An 18211-nucleotide genomic window follows, 5' to 3' on the forward strand; every position below is an offset into this window, starting at 1 on the left:
TTATCCCCTCGCCGGCGGTGGTGCCAGCACTTCCCGTTGACCGTTGCTGCCCGCCGGGCTGACAATGCCCTGGGCTTCCATCTGATCGATGATTCGGGCAGCCCTGTTATAACCTATCTTGAACTTGCGCTGCACACTGGAGGTAGAGCCACGACGCGTTTCCGCGACAAAAGCTACCGCATGGTCAAACAGTTCATCCAGCTCCCCATCCGCACCTTCCGCGGCTTCACCCGGCAACAAGCCATCAGCCCCGACATCGCCGCTGAGAATATCTTCTATATAGTCGGGCTCTCCCCGCTCCTTCCAGGCCGCCACAACCTTGTGAACCTCATGATCATCCACAAAAGCACCGTGTACCCGGGTAGGATTGCTATCGCCGGCGGGAAGATAGAGCATGTCCCCCATTCCCAGCAAGGATTCGGCACCCTGCTGATCTAGAATGGTGCGGGAGTCAATCTTGCTCGAAACCTGGAACGACATACGGGTAGGAATGTTGGCCTTGATAAGACCGGTGATTACATCCACCGAAGGTCTCTGGGTAGCCAGGACCAGATGAATACCCGCAGCCCGGGCCTTCTGTGCAATACGGGCAATCAGTTCTTCCACTTTTTTACCGACAATCATCATCATGTCGGCAAATTCATCGATCACCACTACTATATGGGGCAGTTTTTCCAGCGCCGGCGGGTAAGTGTCCATAGACTGAGTGGGTTGCCACAGCGGATCCCGCAGCGGCTCACCGGCATCAATGGCGTCCTGCACCTTGGTATTAAAGCCTTTGAGATTACGCACACCCATGGCCGACATCAATTTATAGCGCCGTTCCATTTCCCCCACACACCAGCGCAGGGCATTGGCCGCCTCCTTCATGTCGGTGACCACTTCGGTCAGCAGATGCGGAATACCTTCGTATACCGACAGCTCCAGCATCTTGGGATCGATCATGATAAAACGCACGTCTTCCGGCGTAGCCTTAAACAGCATCGACAGAATCATGACGTTCACTCCCACCGACTTACCCGACCCGGTGGTACCAGCCACCAGCACATGGGGCATTTTGGCCAGATTAACCACCACCGGCTCACCGGCAATGTCCTGGCCCAGTACCATGGTCAGCGGGTGCTTACTGTTATGAAACAGATCACTGTCGATCACTTCACGCAAATACACGGTTTCACGGCGGGTATTAGGCAGCTCCAGCCCGACATAGGGCTTACCCGGGATCACTTCCACCACCCGCACGCTGATAGCAGACAGAGAGCGGGCCAGATCCCGGGCCAGATTGGTAATTTTGCTGACCTTAACTCCAGGTGCCAGATCCAGCTCAAAGCGGGTAATCACCGGCCCTGGATACACACCTACCACATTGGCCTGCACGTTATAATCCGCCAGCTTGGCCTCTACCAGACGGGCAATACGCTCCAGTTCTTCTTCACTGACCGCATGCTGACGCGGCTTGGGTGGATCCAGCAGAGTGACTTCCGGAACCGCGCTCAGCTGGCTGTTACGAGGCCGGGATAGCGGAACCGCTGCCGGCGGTTTGGCAGCCGGCACAGGAGGTGTATCCTGCTCCTCCTCAGCCGCCCAGGGAAGGTCCAGCTCGTCATCACTGTCATCATCCAGGCTCCAGCCATTGCTCTCGGCCAGGGTCGCGACAGGCTGCTCGTCTTCGTCAGCGGGTGCGGCATGCAATACCGGCTCACGGCGAACGGGAGGCGCTTTTTTCTTGATGACCGGACGGCGGGAAGGGGCTTCCGGAACCGGCTCCAGCAAGGGATCCAGCTCATCGCCCTCATCATCGCTGTCGGTGTCGGCCTCCTGCTTGCCGAGCTTGTCCCGAAAACGCCGCCAGCCGGAAAAGCCGGTTTCTTTGGACTCAGCAGCAGGTGTTTCAGCCGGTGCCGGCTCGACAGCCGCTTCCGGCTCGGTGCCGCGACGGGTCTGCCAGTCAGCAATACGGGCCGGTAATGCGGCCAGCCAGCCCGGTGCTTCCATCACCAGCGCTCCCAGGCGCTCGACAATCAGCAACCAGGACCAGCCGGTAAAAAAGGTGATGCCAGTGGCCAGGCAGCATAACAGCACCAGCGTGGTTCCCAGATTACCAAACAAAGGACCCAGTGCTCCGGCCAGCATGTCACCTATCAGGCCGCCGGCAGAAAAATAGTAAATATTACCGATATTCATGCTGGCCAGCGCCAGCAAACTGAGCAACACCATCAAAAACCCGATGATGCGCAGGCTGAGGGTAAGGTAGCAGATATCGATCAGCCCTTTAGGCCGCCACAGGGTTACCCAGCCCACAAACACCATAAAAGGTGGTAGCAGATAAGCGGAAAACCCGAATACAAATTGCAGAATGTCGGCCAGCCAGGCCCCTGCAGGTCCTGCCGCATTGCTGATGTCACCGCCCCAGGCAGTCTGCGACCAGCCCGGATCCGACGGGTGATAAGACACCAGTGACAGCATCATGAACACGGCCAGTAGAATAATGGCTATCAGCCCGGCCTCAAAGAGACGCTGCAAACCAGACATGGGAGTAAACAGCTTTTTCTCCGCCAAACGTCCGCTCCTCGTTGTGATGATTGTGCTCAGGTTATCAGGGGAAAGCGACAGGAAAAGTCGTCACCGTACAGTAATACAACGGCAAACGAGCGGCCGGGGCCGCTCGCTGGATAGTGGTCTTCTCGTCCCGCCGGTATCAAAATACCAGAGCGGGATACAATAGCACAGTTTAACGGGTATTGATTACCAGCCTGTTGCTCTGTTTGACCTCTTCCATCACCACATAGGTGCGGGTATCGTTTACCCCCGGCAGGCGCAGCAGGGTCTCTCCCAGCAGCTTGCGGTAGGCAGACATATCCGCTACCCGGGTTTTCAGCAGGTAGTCAAAATCCCCGGACACCAGATGGCACTCCTGGATTTCCTCCAGCTTCTGCACGGCATCGTTAAACTCATCAAACACATCCGGTGTGCCACGGTTCAGCGTAATTTCCACAAACACCAGCAAGGAAGCATCGAGAAACTGCGGATTGAGAATAGCGGTATAGCCTTCGATATAACCCTGCCGCTCCAGCCGGCGCACCCGCTCCAGGCAAGGAGTCGGGCTCAGGCCAACCCGCTTGGACAACTCCACATTGGAAATTCGGCCATCCTGCTGCAGCTCATTCAGTATGTTGCGGTCAATCCGATCAAGTTCCTTGAGGGGGCGATTGTTCGCATCCAACACTTCATCCATCCTTTGGCTCATTTTAGGTTCATTCCACTTTAGATACAGGATTTAACTGCATAAGGCATACCCGGCGGGGACCTGCTTTATGCGCGCTCAGAAAGTTTTTTGGTCGTCCGCACCATGACAGTGATCGCGACATTTGCTCTTGCCAAAATAAAAATTTGAAATTATTGATTACATATACAGTACATGGCAATCAGAAGCTTAACATGATAAATATCAAACAGGTAGCACAACTGTTTGTTTGTTACGATAAAAATGCCTTAATTTACACATTTTCCACAAGCTTGCAGGGGTTTAACCTGAATACAATAAAAAAACACCACCTGAAAGACACCCATCAATCCTGCTGACATTGAGGGACCATTTGTCGCAGACAGTCCATCAATATGCCAAACCAGGAAAGAGAAGCAGCATTTTATCTCGCCCTCTTCGCTTTTCAACCACACTTCATATATAACAAAGTCACATTGCATAACTATGCGTTATATCCCCCCTGTTGCTTTATTCACTGCTTACCGTGGCCAAAGGCGGCCTGAGTTCTTTATTCCATTTTCTCAATCCCCTACAATCTGAAGCCAAAATTATCGCCCATATGCCGAGGTTGGAAAAATCATGAGTCAAGCCAAACACGCCAAACTGCTTATTCTGGGCTCAGGCCCTGCCGGCTATACCGCCGCTGTTTATGCCGCCCGCGCCAACCTGAGCCCGGTACTGGTCACCGGTATTCAGCAGGGTGGACAGCTGACCACCACCACCGAAGTGGAAAACTGGCCCGGCGATGCCGAAGGTCTGACCGGCCCGGCCCTGATGGAACGCATGAAGGAACATGCCGAGCGTTTTGAAACCGAGATCGTATTCGACCACATCAGCAGTGTTGAACTGACTCAGCGCCCTTTCCGCCTGAAAGGTGACAGTGGTGAATACACCTGTGATGCTCTGATCATCGCCACCGGAGCCTCGGCCAAATACCTGGGCCTGCCTTCAGAAGAAGCTTTCCAGGGCCGCGGTGTTTCCGCCTGCGCCACTTGTGACGGTTTCTTCTATCGCAATCAGAAAGTCGCGGTGGTCGGCGGCGGTAACACAGCCGTGGAAGAAGCCCTGTATCTCTCCAATATTGCCTCGGAAGTTCATCTGGTCCACCGCCGGGATCAGTTCCGCTCCGAGAAAATTCTGATCGACCGGCTGATGGACAAGGTGAATAACGGCAACATCATTCTGCACACCGACCGTACCCTTGAGGAAGTGCTGGGTGATGATATGGGCGTAACCGGTGTACGCCTGAAAGACACCCAATCCGATGCCACTGAGCAGCTGGATGTGGCCGGCGTGTTTATCGCCATTGGCCATCAGCCCAACACCGGTATTTTTGCCGGGCAGCTGGACATGGAAAATGGCTATCTCAAGGTACAGTCAGGCCTGCACGGCAACGCCACACAAACCAGTATTGAAGGTGTATTTGCCGCCGGTGATGTCATGGATCATGTTTATCGTCAGGCCATTACCTCTGCCGGCACAGGCTGTATGGCTGCTCTCGACGCCGAGCGTTACCTGGACGCCCAGCTGTAAGCTCTGACCGCACAAGTTGAAGACTCACAACGGCGCTGTACACAGCGCCGTTTTTAATGCGTCATGCGCTCCTGCTCACGGGCCGGGGCCGCTGCACATAGTCCAGTGCCTCTCTCAGGGTGCCATAAAAGCTCAGCTGGTTTGCTACCGGTGCCATACCGGCCCGCGCCAGCGTTTTCAACGGCTGAAACTGCAGATCTGCAATCACTACTTCGGCGCCCAGTGTCCGGCAGTCATCAATAAAACGATGCAGAGCCAGCAAGCCCCCCGCATCCAGCACCGGTACCGCATCCATATACAGCACGACCCCCCGGTATTCCCGGGCCAGCAACGACAACTCGCTGAATACCTTATCAGCTGCGGCAAAAAACAAGGGACCGTTGATCTTGTATACGGCCCAGTCCGCCGGCAACGGGGTGGGCACCATTCTTTCATGACGGGAAATATCCACAATGCGGGTCATATCGGCAATGTTTTTCACGAACAGTACCATCGCCATCAGCATGCCGGCGGTAATTGCAATCACCATGTCAAAGGCAATCGTCAGCAAAAAGCAGGTGAGAAAAACCAGCAAGTCCCCTTTCGGCGCAGTTTTAAACAAATGGACCGCCTTGGGCGCTTCACTCATATTCCAGGCAACCACCAACAGCAAGGCAGCCATGGCCGGCATCGGCAGATAAGCCAGCAAACCGGCCAGCAACACCAGCCCAGCCAGCACGATCAAGGCATGCACCATGGCGGCCACCGGCGACACCGCCCCGGCCCTGAAATTAGCCGCCGAACGGGCAATGGCAGCCGTCGCTGGTATCCCACCGAAGAAAGGAGCAATCAGGTTGCCAATGCCCTGCCCCAGCAGCTCGCTGTTGGCACTGTGCTTCTTGCCGGTCATGCCATCCAGCACTACAGCACACAACAACGACTCAATGGCACCCAGCATGGCGATGGCAAATGCCGCCGGCAGCAGATCCTGCAATAACTGAACACTGACACCAACGGGATGACCATCCGGGCCCGGCTGCTGCCAGGGCCAGATAAAGGCCGGCAATACCGGCGGAATACCGGCTCCCGACGTGCCGTCGGGCAACAGATAACTGAACCGGCTGCTGATGGTGTCAATGCCGAACCCCTGCTGGTTCAGCAACACCGCCAGCAGACTGGCCAGCAGCACCGCCGGCAAATGGGGCGGTACGCCTGTTTTAAGACGGGGCCAGAGCAGCATGATGACCAAGGTAACACCGGCCACCAGCAGACTGGGCCAGTGCAGCTCGGGCAGAGCCTGCGCCAGCGCAGCCATTCTGGGAAAAAACGCCTCAGGCAGATCTTGTGTGGCCAGCCCGAAAAAATCTTTCAGCTGCAGGCCGGCTATTACCACGGCAATGCCGCCGGTAAACCCCAGGATCACCGGCTCAGGAATGTACTCTACCAGCCGCCCCAGCCGCAGCAATGCCATCAGCACCAGCAAACCACCGGCCATCAGCGTTGCCAGCAGCAGGCCGCCCAGACCATAGCTTTGGGCGATAGGATAAAGAATCACCACAAAGGCCGCTGTAGGACCGGAGATACTCAGCCGGGAGCCACCTGTCAGGGCAATGACAAAACCGCCGATAACGGCAGTATAAAGCCCGTATTGAGGCGCCACACCACTGGCAATGGCCAGCGCCATGGCCAGTGGAATGGCAATAATGCCCACCGTAATCCCGGCCAGCACATCGCTCAGTAATTGCCTGCGGCCATAGGGTGTACGCAGACAGGCCTCAACCAGGGCATGGCCGGGGCGCAGGGAAAACAGGTGGCTACGATGGGACATGGCTGGCTCCGCAATGGGTTAAGGCATGAACAGACTTCGATTGTATTCTCATCACAAATGCATTCAATGTTAATATGATTAACATGTGATATGCCCCGGAGGTTTTTATGGAGCAACGTACCGCCCGCCTGACCCTGCTGATCGATCCGCACAAAAAAGCCTTGTTTGAACAGCTGTGCGCCGAAGAAGACGTTACCCCGTCCCAGAAAGTACGGCAGTTTATTCGTGACTATATTGAGCAGAAAACCGGTGAAGACTGGCAAAAACCGGCAGATTGAGCGTTTATCATGTTCCTGACCCAACTTGATCAGCGGCTGTGGTTTCCCGACCCTGAGACCGCCCTGCACGATCCCGAAGGGCTGCTGGCCATCGGCGGTGACCTGCAACCAGAGCGGCTGTTACTGGCCTATCGTATGGGCATATTCCCCTGGTATGACCAATCCCAGCCGCCGTTGTGGTGGTCGCCGGATCCCCGTGCCGTTATTGAGCCCGATCGGCTGCACGTCAGCCGTAGCCTGGCCAAACTGAGCCGGCAACAGAAATACCGCATCACGGTGAACCATGCCTTTGAGTCGGTGATCCATCATTGCCGGGTACTGCGCGAAGACGGCCCCGGAACCTGGATAACGCCCGACATTCAGCACAATTACTGCCGGCTTCACCACCAGGGATACGCCCATTCGGTGGAAGTATGGGATGATCAGCAACTGGTAGCCGGGCTATATGGCATTAGCCTTGGTAAGCTGTTTTGCGGCGAGTCCATGTTTCATCTGGTGAACAATGGCTCCAAACTTGCCATGCTGGCCCTGTGCCGGCATTTTTCCCGGCAAGGTGGGCAGCTGATAGACTGTCAGCTGCCCAACCCGCACCTACACAGCCTTGGCGTCACAAGCTGGCCCAGGTCACACTTTCTGCATAAACTCAAAGAGCTGCAAACCGAGTCCGTTTCTGCCAGTTGCTGGCAACCACAAGAGCTGAGTATATGAGGGAAGTAAATCTGAAAGTGGGGCTGACCCCCAAACATCCCTGCAGTTATCTGCCCGGCCGGCAGGAACAGCTTCTGGTTCTGCTGGACCGTGAACTGCTGTGTCCCGAAGGTTATGAACAGCTGTTAACAGCCGGTTTTCGCCGCAGCGGTTCCGATATTTACCGCCCGCGTTGTCAGGCCTGTCAAGCCTGTGAATCATTGCGCATACCGGTGGCCACGTTTAATCCCAGCCGCAGCCAGAAGCGTATTCTGCGTCATAACCGCGATGTCACCATGGTGCTGAGTGACGCTGACAAGCCGGAATATTTCGAGTTGTATCAGCATTATATAGAGCAGCGCCATCAGGATGGTGCCATGTACCCCGCCAGCCGCCAGCAATACGAGGGCTTTTTGCTGTGCCAGTGGCTGCCTCCGCTGTTTCTGGAGTTTCATGCCGGTAACCGGCTGATTGCCGTGGCCGTGACGGACTGCCTGAATGAGTCGCTCAGTGCCATGTATACCTTCTATGATCCTGCTGAAGAGCAAAGATCCCTGGGAGTATTTGCCATTCTCAGCCAAATCCGGCTGGCTCAGCAATTGAACAGGCACTGGCTCTATCTCGGTTACCAGGTTGATGACTGCCGTAAAATGAATTACAAGCAACATTTCAGGCCCCATCAGCGGCTGCTCGACGGACACTGGCAAACAATGAAAGACAGAGCCTAATCTTTACACTGAATGCGAAATCCGGCATGATCGCAGCCGTTTTTATTGCCTGCGCTAACAAGAGGACTCAATGGCTAAAGAAGACAGTATTGAAATGCAGGGTACCATTCTGGAAACCCTGCCTAACACCATGTTCCGCGTTGAGCTGGAGAATGGTCATGTGGTTACCGCTCATATCTCCGGCAAAATGCGCAAAAACTATATTCGCATCCTGACCGGTGACAAGGTCACTGTCCAGCTGACTCCCTACGACCTGTCCAAGGGCCGCATCGTCTTCCGCTCCCGCTAAGCACTCTCCCCATTCAGGTTTAAGGCAACAGGCTTTACAGCCAGGGGCGAGCTCTCGCCCTCCATCGCCAGGCACTGCTTCATTTTGTTGCAATAAAAATGCCCGGTGCCTGAACGGCACCGGGCATGCAGCAAATGATCTGCCCCGGCTCGCGGGTTATGCCATGGATGCTTCCGACTGGAACTCGAAGTGCAGGTCATCGTCTTTCAGACTGACCCGTACCGAACCGCCGCCCACCAGCTCACCGAACAGCAATTCGCTGGCCAGCGGCTTTTTCAGTTGCTCCTGAATCACACGCCCCATCGGACGGGCTCCCATTGACTTGTCATAACCTTTTTCTGCCAGCCAGTGACGAGCCGTCTCGCTGACCTCCAGCGACACTCCCTTGGCATCCAGCTGCGCCTGCAGTTCAACAATAAACTTGTCTACCACCCGGTGAATGATGTCAATATCAAGGTGGTTGAACCAGATGATATGATCCAGCCGGTTGCGAAACTCGGGCGCAAAGGTGCGGTTAATTTCGGTCATGGCATCATGACTGTGGTCCTGTTGCTGAAAACCGATAGATTTGCGCACGGTTTCCTGCACACCGGCGTTAGTGGTCATGACCAGAATCACATTACGGAAGTCCGCCTTGCGTCCGTTATTATCAGTCAGGGTACCGTTATCCATCACCTGCAGCAGAATATTGAACACATCCGGATGGGCTTTTTCCATCTCATCAAGCAGCAGCACCGCATGAGGATGCTTGATCACGGCATCGGTCAGCAAACCGCCCTGATCAAAGCCCACATAGCCCGGCGGAGCACCAATAAGACGGGATACCGTATGGGCTTCCATATATTCAGACATATCAAAGCGGATCAGTTCAATGCCGAGAATACGCGCCAGCTGCTGAGTCACCTCGGTTTTTCCCACCCCGGTAGGTCCGGCAAACAGGAAGGAGCCAATGGGCCGCTTCTCGTTGCCCAGCCCGGCACGGGTTAACTGAATGGCATCGGTCAGCACCGAAATGGCCTTATCCTGACCGAACACTACCATTTTCAGGTTGGACTCCAGATTCTTCAGCGCTTCCTTGTCGGTGCTGGAGACCGACTTCTCGGGAATACGGGCAATTTTGGCCACAATGGCTTCAATATCGCTCACGCCAATTGTCTTTTTACGTCTGGAAGGCGGCAGCATGCGAATTTGCGCGCCGGCCTCGTCGATCACATCAATGGCCTTGTCGGGCAGGTGGCGGTCATTAATGTATTTGGCCGACAACTCGGCGGCCGCCCGCAATGCCTTGCTGGTGTAGCGCACATCATGGTGCGATTCATAACGGCTTTTCAGCCCCTGCAGGATCCTGGCGGTATCGTCCACGGACGGCTCCAGAATATCTATTTTCTGGAAACGCCGGGCCAAAGCCCTGTCTTTCTCAAATATCTGGCTGTATTCCTGATAGGTGGTAGAGCCCACGCAACGGATTTGCCCTCCCGACAGCAAAGGCTTGAGCAGGTTGGCTGCATCGAGCTGGCCACCGGAAGCGGCTCCGGCACCGATAATGGTGTGGATTTCGTCGATAAACAGAATGGCACCCTTCTGCTTTTCGAACTGCTTAAGTACCGCCTTGAAACGTTTTTCAAAGTCACCACGATACTTGGTGCCTGCCAGCAACGACCCCATATCCAGGGAGTAGATAGTGCTGCCGGCAATGATCTCCGGAACGTCGTCGTGCACGATACGGTACGCCAGGCCCTCGGCGATGGCGGTTTTCCCTACCCCGGCCTCGCCCACCAGCAAGGGGTTATTCTTGCGCCGGCGGCATAACACCTGAATGGTACGGTTTACTTCCTGATCCCGGCCGATCAGCGGATCGATACGTCCATCTTTTACCCACTGGTTCAGATTAATGACAAAGCCTTCGGTCTGATTGGTGGCCGCTTCATCATTTTGCTCTTCCTGCTGTGACGCAGGAGCATCTTCCTGCTCGCCATCCTTGCGAATGCCATGAGACAAAAAGTTGACTACATCAAGCCGCCCCACACCGACTTTTTTAAGCAGATAAGCCGCCTGCGACTCCTGCTCACTGAAAATGGCCACCAGCACATTGGCCCCGGTCACTTCGGCATTACCAGAGGACTGAACATGGAATACGGCCCTCTGCAGCACCCGCTGGAAGCCCAGCGTCGGCTGGGTTTCAATTTCATCGTCACCCACAGGAATAAGCGGTGTGGTCTGCTCAATAAAGCTGTGAGTTTCACGCTTCAGTTGCTCCAGATCCGCACCACAAGCCATTAATGCTTCCCGTGCGGCCGGGTTTTCAAGCAGGGCCAGCAACAGGTGCTCCACCGTCATGAACTCGTGGCGAGAGCGACGGGCTTCGTTGAAGGCATCGTTCAGTGTGCTCTCAAGATCTTTGTTCAACATAGGCACCTCCCCTAAAAAACCTCGATAACCCCTGACTACAGGTTATCTTCACGCCTGCTCCATGGTGCACAACAGCGGGTGTTCGTGCGTACGGGCAAACTTGTTCACTTGCGCAACCTTGGTTTCTGCAATCTCTGCGGTAAATTCTCCGCATACTCCTTTGCCCTGATAATGAACCGATAACATCACCTCGGTGGCTCTGTCCATGTCCATGGAAAAAAATTTCTGCAACACTTCTACAACAAAATCCATGGGTGTGTAGTCGTCATTGTTCAGGATGACTTTATACATAGGAGGGGGCTGCAGCGCTGTTTCTTCCGCCTCTTTCAGTTTGTCATCAAGGGTATGCTGTGTTCTCCTGCCCATATCATTACTCTAAATCACGGGATTGATTCCTGCTACCGGAGTAGCGTAACGGTCGCTTTTTCATTGCCCTTGATTCCACCCTACCGACTGTACCGAGCCTGTCAACCATGATGCCTTGCAGGCCTTGGGTTTTGCATTGAAGCGCCGCGCTTCATTCATGCAACACTTGACTCCCACTCCGGTTGCTCTAGAGTGGATAGCTGGCAGTCAATTAAGCTTCGAATGAAACTTAATTGTATGGCCGCATCCGGCGAAAAAGCGCTGTATTTATAATGGGCCACTGCCATTTTCTCAATGTTGTTTAGGATGTTTGAGTAAAAGGATGCACACTATGACAACCGGAACGGTTAAGTGGTTTAATAACGCGAAAGGGTTTGGTTTTATCTGCCCGACTGAAGGAGGAGAAGATGTGTTTGCACATTTTTCCACTATTCAGATGGACGGATACCGTACCCTGAAAGCGGGCCAGGTCGTTCGATACGAAATACAAAAAGGCCCTAAGGGTAACCATGCCGTGAGCATAGTACCCGATGGACAGCCTATATAATAAGCACGGGAAGCACACCATTTCCCAGTAAGAAGGGGCGCAACTGCGCCTCTTCTTCGTTATAGGGAATTCAGCCAGTAACTAACGCCATATCCCAACAGGGCCAGCCCCAACAGGGCAACACCCAGCGTTCTGGCATGCTGCTGCCACAACAACAGGGCCCGTTTTCCGGTCAGCCGGACCAGCAGCGCCAGCCCGAAATAACGAACGCCCCGGCCAATGGCCGATGCCAGCATAAACAACCAGAGTGAATAACCCACCGCGCCGGCAGCCAGCATGGCGACCTGAAACGGCACCGGGGTAATTCCCACCATCACGATGGCCATAAAGCCATCCTGCTTCAGCGTGTCACTGAAGGTATCAAACGCATCCTGCCCACCGGCAAACTGCAAAATCCCCACTCCCAGGCTGTCGAACAGCCAGGCCCCAAGGCCATACCCTGCCAGGGCACCGGCCAGGCAGCCGGCCAGGGCGGCAGCCGCCAGTTGCCACAAGCGCCGTTGCTCAATTAAGAACAGCGGGATCAGCAATAACTCCAGAGGAATGGGCACAATCACGGCCTCCAGCATAGAGGCCACAAACACCACCGGCAGTAACCGGCGAGAGCCGGTAAACTTCTGCAGCCAGCCCGGTAACTGCATTTGCATATCACTCATCATCCGGCTCCCTGTCTGTAAATGTTTCAGTGTGCCAGAGTTCTGGCGGCTTTTCCCCGGCGGTGGGCTTTGTTAAGTTAAAGACTGACACTTAACGTGGACCCAGCCCATGGACGCCAACCTGCTCGCCCCAGCCCTGTTATCCCCTGATGAACTTACCATTTCACGCTGCAAGGAAATACTTTCCCGCCTGCAAAGCTGGCTGGAACAGCGCTTTGAAGCCGGAGACGATATCAATGAACTGGTCTGTCTGCGTTCCCAGCATATGGATCAGCTGCTCACCGGGCTGTGGGCCCGCCATGGTCTGGCACAGCAGAATGAGTTGGCTCTGGTCGCCGTCGGGGGCTATGGTCGGGGCGAGCTGCACCCTTGCTCCGATATCGATTTACTGGTGCTGAGCCGGCACCGGCACCATGAAGCGTTCAACGAGCGCATCGGACATTTTGTCACTCAGCTGTGGGATCTGCACCTGGAAGTCGGCCACAGCGTACGTACCGTCGCCGAGTGTGTGACACAGGGCGAGCACGACATTACCGTGGCCACCAATCTGATTGAAGCCAGGCTGATCACAGGTTGCTACGACACCTTTGCCGATCTCTCACAGGCCACGGCACCGGATCGGTTCTGGCCCAGTCAGGCATTTTTTGAAGCCAAACGCAGCGAACAAGAGCAGCGTCACCGCCAGTTTCACGACAGCAGCTACAAGCTGGAGCCGGATATTAAGAACAGCCCCGGTGGACTGCGGGATATTCAGACCATCAGCTGGGTAGCCCGGCGGCACTTCGGCGCCACAACCCTGGGTGAGATGGCCAGTCATGGTTTTCTCAGTGATGCAGAATTCGACGAGTTGCAGGACTGTCAGAACTTTCTGTGGAAACTGCGTTTTGCCCTGCACACCGTGACCGGCAGGGCCGATAACCGCCTGTTGTTTGATCGCCAACGGGCCGTGGCCATGGCGCTGGGCTATGCCGGTGAAGGTAATCAGCCCATCGAATACATGATGAAGCGTTATTATCAGACGGTACGCCGGGTGGCCGAACTGAACGAACTGCTGTTACAGCTGTTTGACGAAGCCATTCTCGGGCACATTGCCATGGATGTAAAAACCCTCACACCGGAGTTCCGTCTGCGTGGCCGGCTGATCGATCTGGCCGATCCCGAACTGTTTATGCACGAGCCGGCCGCAATATTACGGTTGTTTTATCAAATTGCCGCCTGCCCGCAGATCACCGGCATCTATTCCAGCACCCTGCGCGAGTTACGCGAAGCCCGCCGGACCCAGCACATTTTTTTATGCGAACGGGCCGACTGCCGCCGTCTGTTTATGATGCTGTTACGTCATCCCGGCAGCGGCCGCCTGGCCCTGCCCCTGATGCATCGCTATGGCGTACTGGCCGCTTATTTTCCGCAATGGAGCAAGATTGTGGGCCAGATGCAGTTCGATATGTTTCATGCCTACCCGGTAGATGAACACACCTATCGCGTCCTGAAAAACATCAACGGCTTCCGCGAGCCCGGTAGCCAGCGCCGGCACCCGCTGTGTCATAACATCAGCAACCGGTTACGCAAACCCGAACTGTTACTGCTCGCCGGCCTGTTTCATGACATAGCCAAAGGCCGGGGCGGTGACCACTCCACTCTGGGGGCCGACGATGCGCTGGCATTCTGCATGGCGCACGGGCTGGATCGCTCCGATGCCCGCCTGGTGTCCTGGCTGGTACGCCAGCATCTGCTGATGTCGGTCACTGCCCAGCGCCGGGATATACACGATCCGGACGTTATTCGTGAATTTGCCACTCAGGTACGGGATGAGCTGCATCTTGATTTTCTCTATTGCCTGACAGTAGCCGATATTTGTGCCACCAACGATACGCTGTGGAATGACTGGAAAGGAAGCCTGTTGCGCGATCTCTACTTCTCTACTCAGAAAGCATTACGACGGGGACTGGAAAACCCACCGGATCTTCGCCTGCGCATTCGGGAAAACCAGCAGCAGGCCCGCCGTCTGCTGGATCATCTGGATACATCTTACGAACAGGTCAAATCCCTCTGGACCCGGTTTCCTGCAGATTATTTTCTGCGCCACACTCCCGAGCAAATCGCCTGGCACAGCCGTCATATTCTGGCTCATGCAAAAGAAGAACATCCGCTGGTGCAGATCAGCCAGCAGCCTGGCCGGGGCGGCAGCGAGCTGTTTATTTACAGCCCCGACTCCCCCAACCTGTTCGGCCGGGTGGCGGCAGCACTGGATCAAAAGAACCTGAATATTCATGACGCCCAGATCATGACCTCAAAAGACGGCTATGCACTGGACACCTTTATTGTGCTGGAGCCCGATGGTCAACCGGTCAGTGGCGACCGGCTGACTGATCTTTGCCGGGATCTGGCCGACGCCCTGGCCAGTAGCCTGGCACCGGTCATTCGTGCCAGGCCCCCTTCCCGCCGTCACCGTGAATTTTATGTCCCCACCCAGGTTCACTTTCTGCAGCCGGCCCGTCCCAGCAAACGTACCCTGATGGAACTGGTAGCGCTCGACACCCCCGGTCTTCTGGCCCGTATCGGTGCCGTTTTCAGCCGGCTGAGTCTGAATCTGCACGCCGCCAAAATCACCACCATCGGCGAGCGGGTGGAAGACTTTTTCAGCCTGACCAATGCTCAGAATTGCCCACTAACTGAGCAGGAGCAGCAGCAATTACGAGAAAAGTTGGTGGATGAACTCAAACAAAGAGACAAAATGTGATAAAAGGTGCATCAATATCAGGAACAGCTAAAAATTAACGGAGTGAACACCATGGCAAACTTTGCTTTCGGTCTGGGTGTGGGCACCAAGTCCGCCAAGGGAGACTGGCTGGAGGTTTATTACAACCAGCCGCTGCTGAACGCCGATGAGGCACTGCTCAAGGCCGTTGCCGGCAAACTGGGCTACGAAGGCGGTAATGCAGCCATTGAGATCAACGCCGCTCAACTCAGCGAACTGAAAACCGCTTTTTTGTCTGTTGATGCCAATGAGCAGGCCGATATTGCGGACATCCTGGAGGGCACCGCTCAGCCGTTGGTGGTCACCATTCTGGAAACAGACAGTGCTCCCGCCAGCACCGCCGAGGTATACCTCAAGCTGGCGCTGCTGTCTCATCGCCTGGTCAAGCCCCATGGGCTGGATCTGTCCGGCATGTTTGGTCTTCTGCCCAACGTGGCCTGGACCAGCGAAGGAGCGATTGCCGTGGACGAGCTGGCCAGACGCCAGCTGCAGGCCCGTGCCAAAGGACATACCATCAGTGTGAACTCCGTAGACAAGTTCCCCAAAATGACCGATTACGTTGTGCCTGCCGGCGTACGTATCGGCGACGCTTCCCGCATTCGTCTGGGCGCTCATGTGGGCGAAGGAACCACAGTGATGCACGAAGGTTTCATCAACTTTAACGCCGGAACCCTGGGCGTAAGCATGGTGGAAGGCCGCATCTCTGCCGGTGTCGTTGTCGGCAACGGTTCCGATCTGGGCGGTGGCTGCTCCACCATGGGCACCCTGTCCGGTGGCGGTAACATCGTTATCTCCGTGGGCGAAGGCAGCCTGCTGGGTGCCAATGCCGGCCTCGGCATTCCGCTGGGAGATCGCTGCACCATCGAGTCCGGCCTGTATATCACTGCCGGTGCCAAGGTCAGCGTACTGGATGATCAGAACAATGAAGTTCAGACGGTAAAAGCAGCCGATCTGGCCGGCAAACCGGATCTGCTGTTCCGTCGCAACTCCCAGACCGGACGCATTGAAGTAAAAACCAACAAGTCTGCCATTGAACTGAACGCCGAGCTGCACAAGCACAACTAAGCGTTCTTTATTATGGAAATAAAAGCGGTGCTGTTAATAACAGCGCCGCTTTTTTATGCAGGCGTCTATAAAAACATCAACCTGAATATAATTCTGTTATGATGCGTGCCCGCCGCTTTGGCCTTTTTCACCCTTAATACAACAGAGCCTTTTGTGACCAATACTGATTTCTCCACGCTGCCACTGTCTCCCGCCCTGCTTGACAACCTCGCCAGCCTGAATTTTACCCGGATGACCCCCATTCAGGCCCAGGGCCTGCCTCTGGTGCTGGCCGGCAAGGATGTAATCGCACAGGCCAGTACCGGCAGCGGCAAAACCCTGGCCTTTGGCCTGGGTCTGTTAATGCGCCTGAATACCCAACACAACCGGGTGCAGGCCATGGTCTTATGCCCTACCCGGGAGCTGGCGGATCAGGTGGCCAGAGAGCTGCGCAAACTGGCCAGAACCATGCAAAATGTAAAGCTGGTCGCCTTATGCGGTGGCTCTCCGACCTCGGCACAAACCGCCACTCTGCAATTTGGTGCTCATATCGTGGTTGGCACCCCCGGCCGCATTCTCAAGCACCTGCAACAAGAAACCCTGACGCTGGACGCACTCAACACACTGGTGCTGGATGAAGCGGATCGTATGCTCGATATGGGCTTTGCCGAAGACATTCAAAAGGTCGTCGCCTTTGCCCCCAAGGAACGCCAGACCCTGCTGTTTTCTGCTACCTATCCGACGGAAATCAACGAGCTCAGCCGGGGGTTACAGAACCAGCCAGCCTCCATCTCTGTGGCCGACGAGCAAAACGGCGGAAATATCGTGGAGTTGTTGTTTGAGGTAACCCCGGAGCAACGTAAAACCGCGCTCTCGACTCTGCTGGCTCATTATGCTCCCGCCTCCGCGGTGGTGTTCTGTAATACCAAACGGGCCTGTCAGGAGGTGGCCGATCATCTTAACAGCCAGGGCTTTGCCGCCCTGGCCCTGAACGGTGATCTGGAACAAAGAGAGCGGGATCAGGTACTGGTGCGCTTTGCCAATGGCAGTGCCAATATTCTGGTCGCAACGGACGTTGCTGCCCGGGGACTGGATATTCACGAGCTGGAGGCCGTCATCAATTATGAGGTCACTCAGGATCCTCAGGTACATGTGCACCGCATTGGCCGTACCGGTCGTGCCGGTCATCAGGGCCTGGCTCTCAGCCTTTACAGTGCAAAAGAAGCATACCGGGTGAACATGATTGAAGAGTATCAGCGCACGCCCATGGCCCATGGAGACCTGAGCTCGCTCGATGCGGCAGCGCTGCCCCGCAGCCCCGATATGGTTACCCTGAACATTGCCGGCGGCCGGAAGACCAAGATCCGCGCCGGCGATATTCTCGGTGCCCTGACCCGTGATGCCGGCATCAATGGTGAGCAAGTCGGCAAAATCGACATCACCGACATGCAGTCTTATGTGGCCATCCACAAAGATGTGGCCAGGCAGGCACTGAAGCACCTGCAACAAGGCAAGATCAAAGGCCGCAGCGTGCGGGTCAGCCGGCTGGGCTAACGCTCAGTAACAGGACTACGACTCGTTAAAATGATGGTGAATGTAATCAATCTTGGCCATAAACTGGTCTTTTAACGCACCGGTGGCGTAGTCAAAGTGATAACTTTGATGAAAGTTCAGCTGTAACTTAACGCCACTGCCTTCCAGCAACACGCTGTAACCATCAAAATCACTTTTGGCCACAATGCCTTCCAGCATGTGGCCCTCTTCATAAGGCTCACCAAAACGCCGGATTTTGTCGAACACTTCGAGAATAATGCGGTTATCCAGTTCATTTTGCATTGATTTTT

The 18211-nt window shown here is 55.4% G+C and carries 16 protein-coding genes; 9 read left to right on the top strand and 7 right to left on the bottom strand.

Annotation, left to right across the window (positions count from 1 at the left end):
• On the bottom strand, positions 1-2559 hold the full coding sequence (locus B6S09_RS00665; RefSeq protein WP_094276572.1) for a DNA translocase FtsK: 2559 nt from the start codon (positions 2557-2559) through the stop codon (positions 1-3).
• A gap of 172 nt (positions 2560-2731) precedes the next feature.
• Positions 2732-3247 carry a leucine-responsive transcriptional regulator Lrp gene (gene lrp / locus B6S09_RS00670; RefSeq protein ID WP_439331554.1) on the bottom strand — a complete coding sequence of 172 codons (516 nt, stop codon included), beginning with the start codon at positions 3245-3247 and terminating at the stop codon, positions 2732-2734.
• 597 nt (positions 3248-3844) lie between these two features.
• Here lrp and trxB point away from each other — a divergent pair.
• Complete coding sequence (gene trxB / locus B6S09_RS00675) at positions 3845-4798, top strand: thioredoxin-disulfide reductase (protein WP_094276573.1); 954 nt, start codon at positions 3845-3847, stop codon at positions 4796-4798.
• Between the two features lie 61 nt (positions 4799-4859).
• Here trxB and dauA read toward each other — a convergent pair whose 3' ends face one another.
• Positions 4860-6605 carry a C4-dicarboxylic acid transporter DauA gene (gene dauA / locus B6S09_RS00680; RefSeq protein WP_094276574.1) on the bottom strand — a complete coding sequence of 582 codons (1746 nt, stop codon included), beginning with the start codon at positions 6603-6605 and terminating at the stop codon, positions 4860-4862.
• Positions 6606-6712: 107 nt separating this feature from the next.
• Here dauA and B6S09_RS00685 point away from each other — a divergent pair, with 107 nt between their 5' ends.
• From B6S09_RS00685 to infA, 4 genes are all read left to right on the top strand, one after another.
• Positions 6713-6883 carry a ribbon-helix-helix protein gene (locus B6S09_RS00685; protein WP_094276575.1) on the top strand — a complete coding sequence of 57 codons (171 nt, stop codon included), beginning with the start codon at positions 6713-6715 and terminating at the stop codon, positions 6881-6883.
• 9 nt (positions 6884-6892) lie between these two features.
• Positions 6893-7591, top strand: coding sequence for a leucyl/phenylalanyl-tRNA--protein transferase (gene aat / locus B6S09_RS00690; protein WP_094276576.1), 699 nt, complete (start codon positions 6893-6895; stop codon positions 7589-7591).
• Positions 7588-8298 carry an arginyltransferase gene (locus tag B6S09_RS00695; RefSeq protein WP_094276577.1) on the top strand — a complete coding sequence of 237 codons (711 nt, stop codon included), beginning with the start codon at positions 7588-7590 and terminating at the stop codon, positions 8296-8298. The genes aat and B6S09_RS00695 overlap by 4 nt, the downstream gene beginning before the upstream one ends.
• A gap of 70 nt (positions 8299-8368) precedes the next feature.
• A complete protein-coding gene (gene infA / locus B6S09_RS00700) occupies positions 8369-8587 on the top strand; it encodes a translation initiation factor IF-1 (RefSeq protein ID WP_014291892.1) in 219 nt (72 codons plus the stop codon).
• 156 nt (positions 8588-8743) lie between these two features.
• Here the strand turns inward: infA and clpA are convergent, their stop codons facing one another.
• Together clpA and clpS are read right to left on the bottom strand one after the other, a co-directional pair.
• Positions 8744-10996 carry an ATP-dependent Clp protease ATP-binding subunit ClpA gene (clpA, locus tag B6S09_RS00705; protein ID WP_094276578.1) on the bottom strand — a complete coding sequence of 751 codons (2253 nt, stop codon included), beginning with the start codon at positions 10994-10996 and terminating at the stop codon, positions 8744-8746.
• Positions 10997-11044: 48 nt separating this feature from the next.
• Positions 11045-11362 carry an ATP-dependent Clp protease adapter ClpS gene (gene clpS / locus B6S09_RS00710; RefSeq protein ID WP_094276579.1) on the bottom strand — a complete coding sequence of 106 codons (318 nt, stop codon included), beginning with the start codon at positions 11360-11362 and terminating at the stop codon, positions 11045-11047.
• A 331-nt stretch (positions 11363-11693) separates the two neighbouring features.
• Here clpS and cspD point away from each other — a divergent pair, with 331 nt between their 5' ends.
• Positions 11694-11909, top strand: a complete 216-nt coding sequence (gene cspD / locus B6S09_RS00715) for a cold shock domain-containing protein CspD (protein WP_094276580.1) — start codon at positions 11694-11696, stop codon at positions 11907-11909.
• A 59-nt stretch (positions 11910-11968) separates the two neighbouring features.
• Here cspD and B6S09_RS00720 read toward each other — a convergent pair whose 3' ends face one another.
• Complete coding sequence (locus tag B6S09_RS00720; RefSeq protein ID WP_094276581.1) at positions 11969-12565, bottom strand: YqaA family protein; 597 nt, start codon at positions 12563-12565, stop codon at positions 11969-11971.
• A gap of 109 nt (positions 12566-12674) precedes the next feature.
• Between B6S09_RS00720 and glnD the strand changes: the two genes are divergently transcribed.
• The 3 genes from glnD (at position 12675) to dbpA (ending at position 17921) form a co-directional block, all read left to right on the top strand.
• Positions 12675-15305, top strand: coding sequence for a bifunctional uridylyltransferase/uridylyl-removing protein GlnD (gene glnD / locus B6S09_RS00725; RefSeq protein ID WP_094276582.1), 2631 nt, complete (start codon positions 12675-12677; stop codon positions 15303-15305).
• 51 nt (positions 15306-15356) lie between these two features.
• Complete coding sequence (gene dapD / locus B6S09_RS00730) at positions 15357-16388, top strand: 2,3,4,5-tetrahydropyridine-2,6-dicarboxylate N-succinyltransferase (protein WP_094276583.1); 1032 nt, start codon at positions 15357-15359, stop codon at positions 16386-16388.
• Positions 16389-16541: 153 nt separating this feature from the next.
• Positions 16542-17921 (top strand): ATP-dependent RNA helicase DbpA, encoded by a 1380-nt coding sequence (gene dbpA, locus B6S09_RS00735; RefSeq protein WP_094276584.1) that lies wholly within the window; start codon positions 16542-16544, stop codon positions 17919-17921.
• A gap of 15 nt (positions 17922-17936) precedes the next feature.
• Here the strand turns inward: dbpA and B6S09_RS00740 are convergent, their stop codons facing one another.
• Entirely contained in the window at positions 17937-18203 is a 267-nt protein-coding gene (locus B6S09_RS00740) for a DUF3081 domain-containing protein (RefSeq protein WP_094276585.1), read from the bottom strand.
• Between the last annotated feature and the right edge of the window lie 8 nt (positions 18204-18211).

It is taken from the genome of Oceanimonas baumannii (genome assembly GCF_002245495.1).
GTDB lineage: Bacteria > Pseudomonadota > Gammaproteobacteria > Enterobacterales > Aeromonadaceae > Oceanimonas > Oceanimonas baumannii.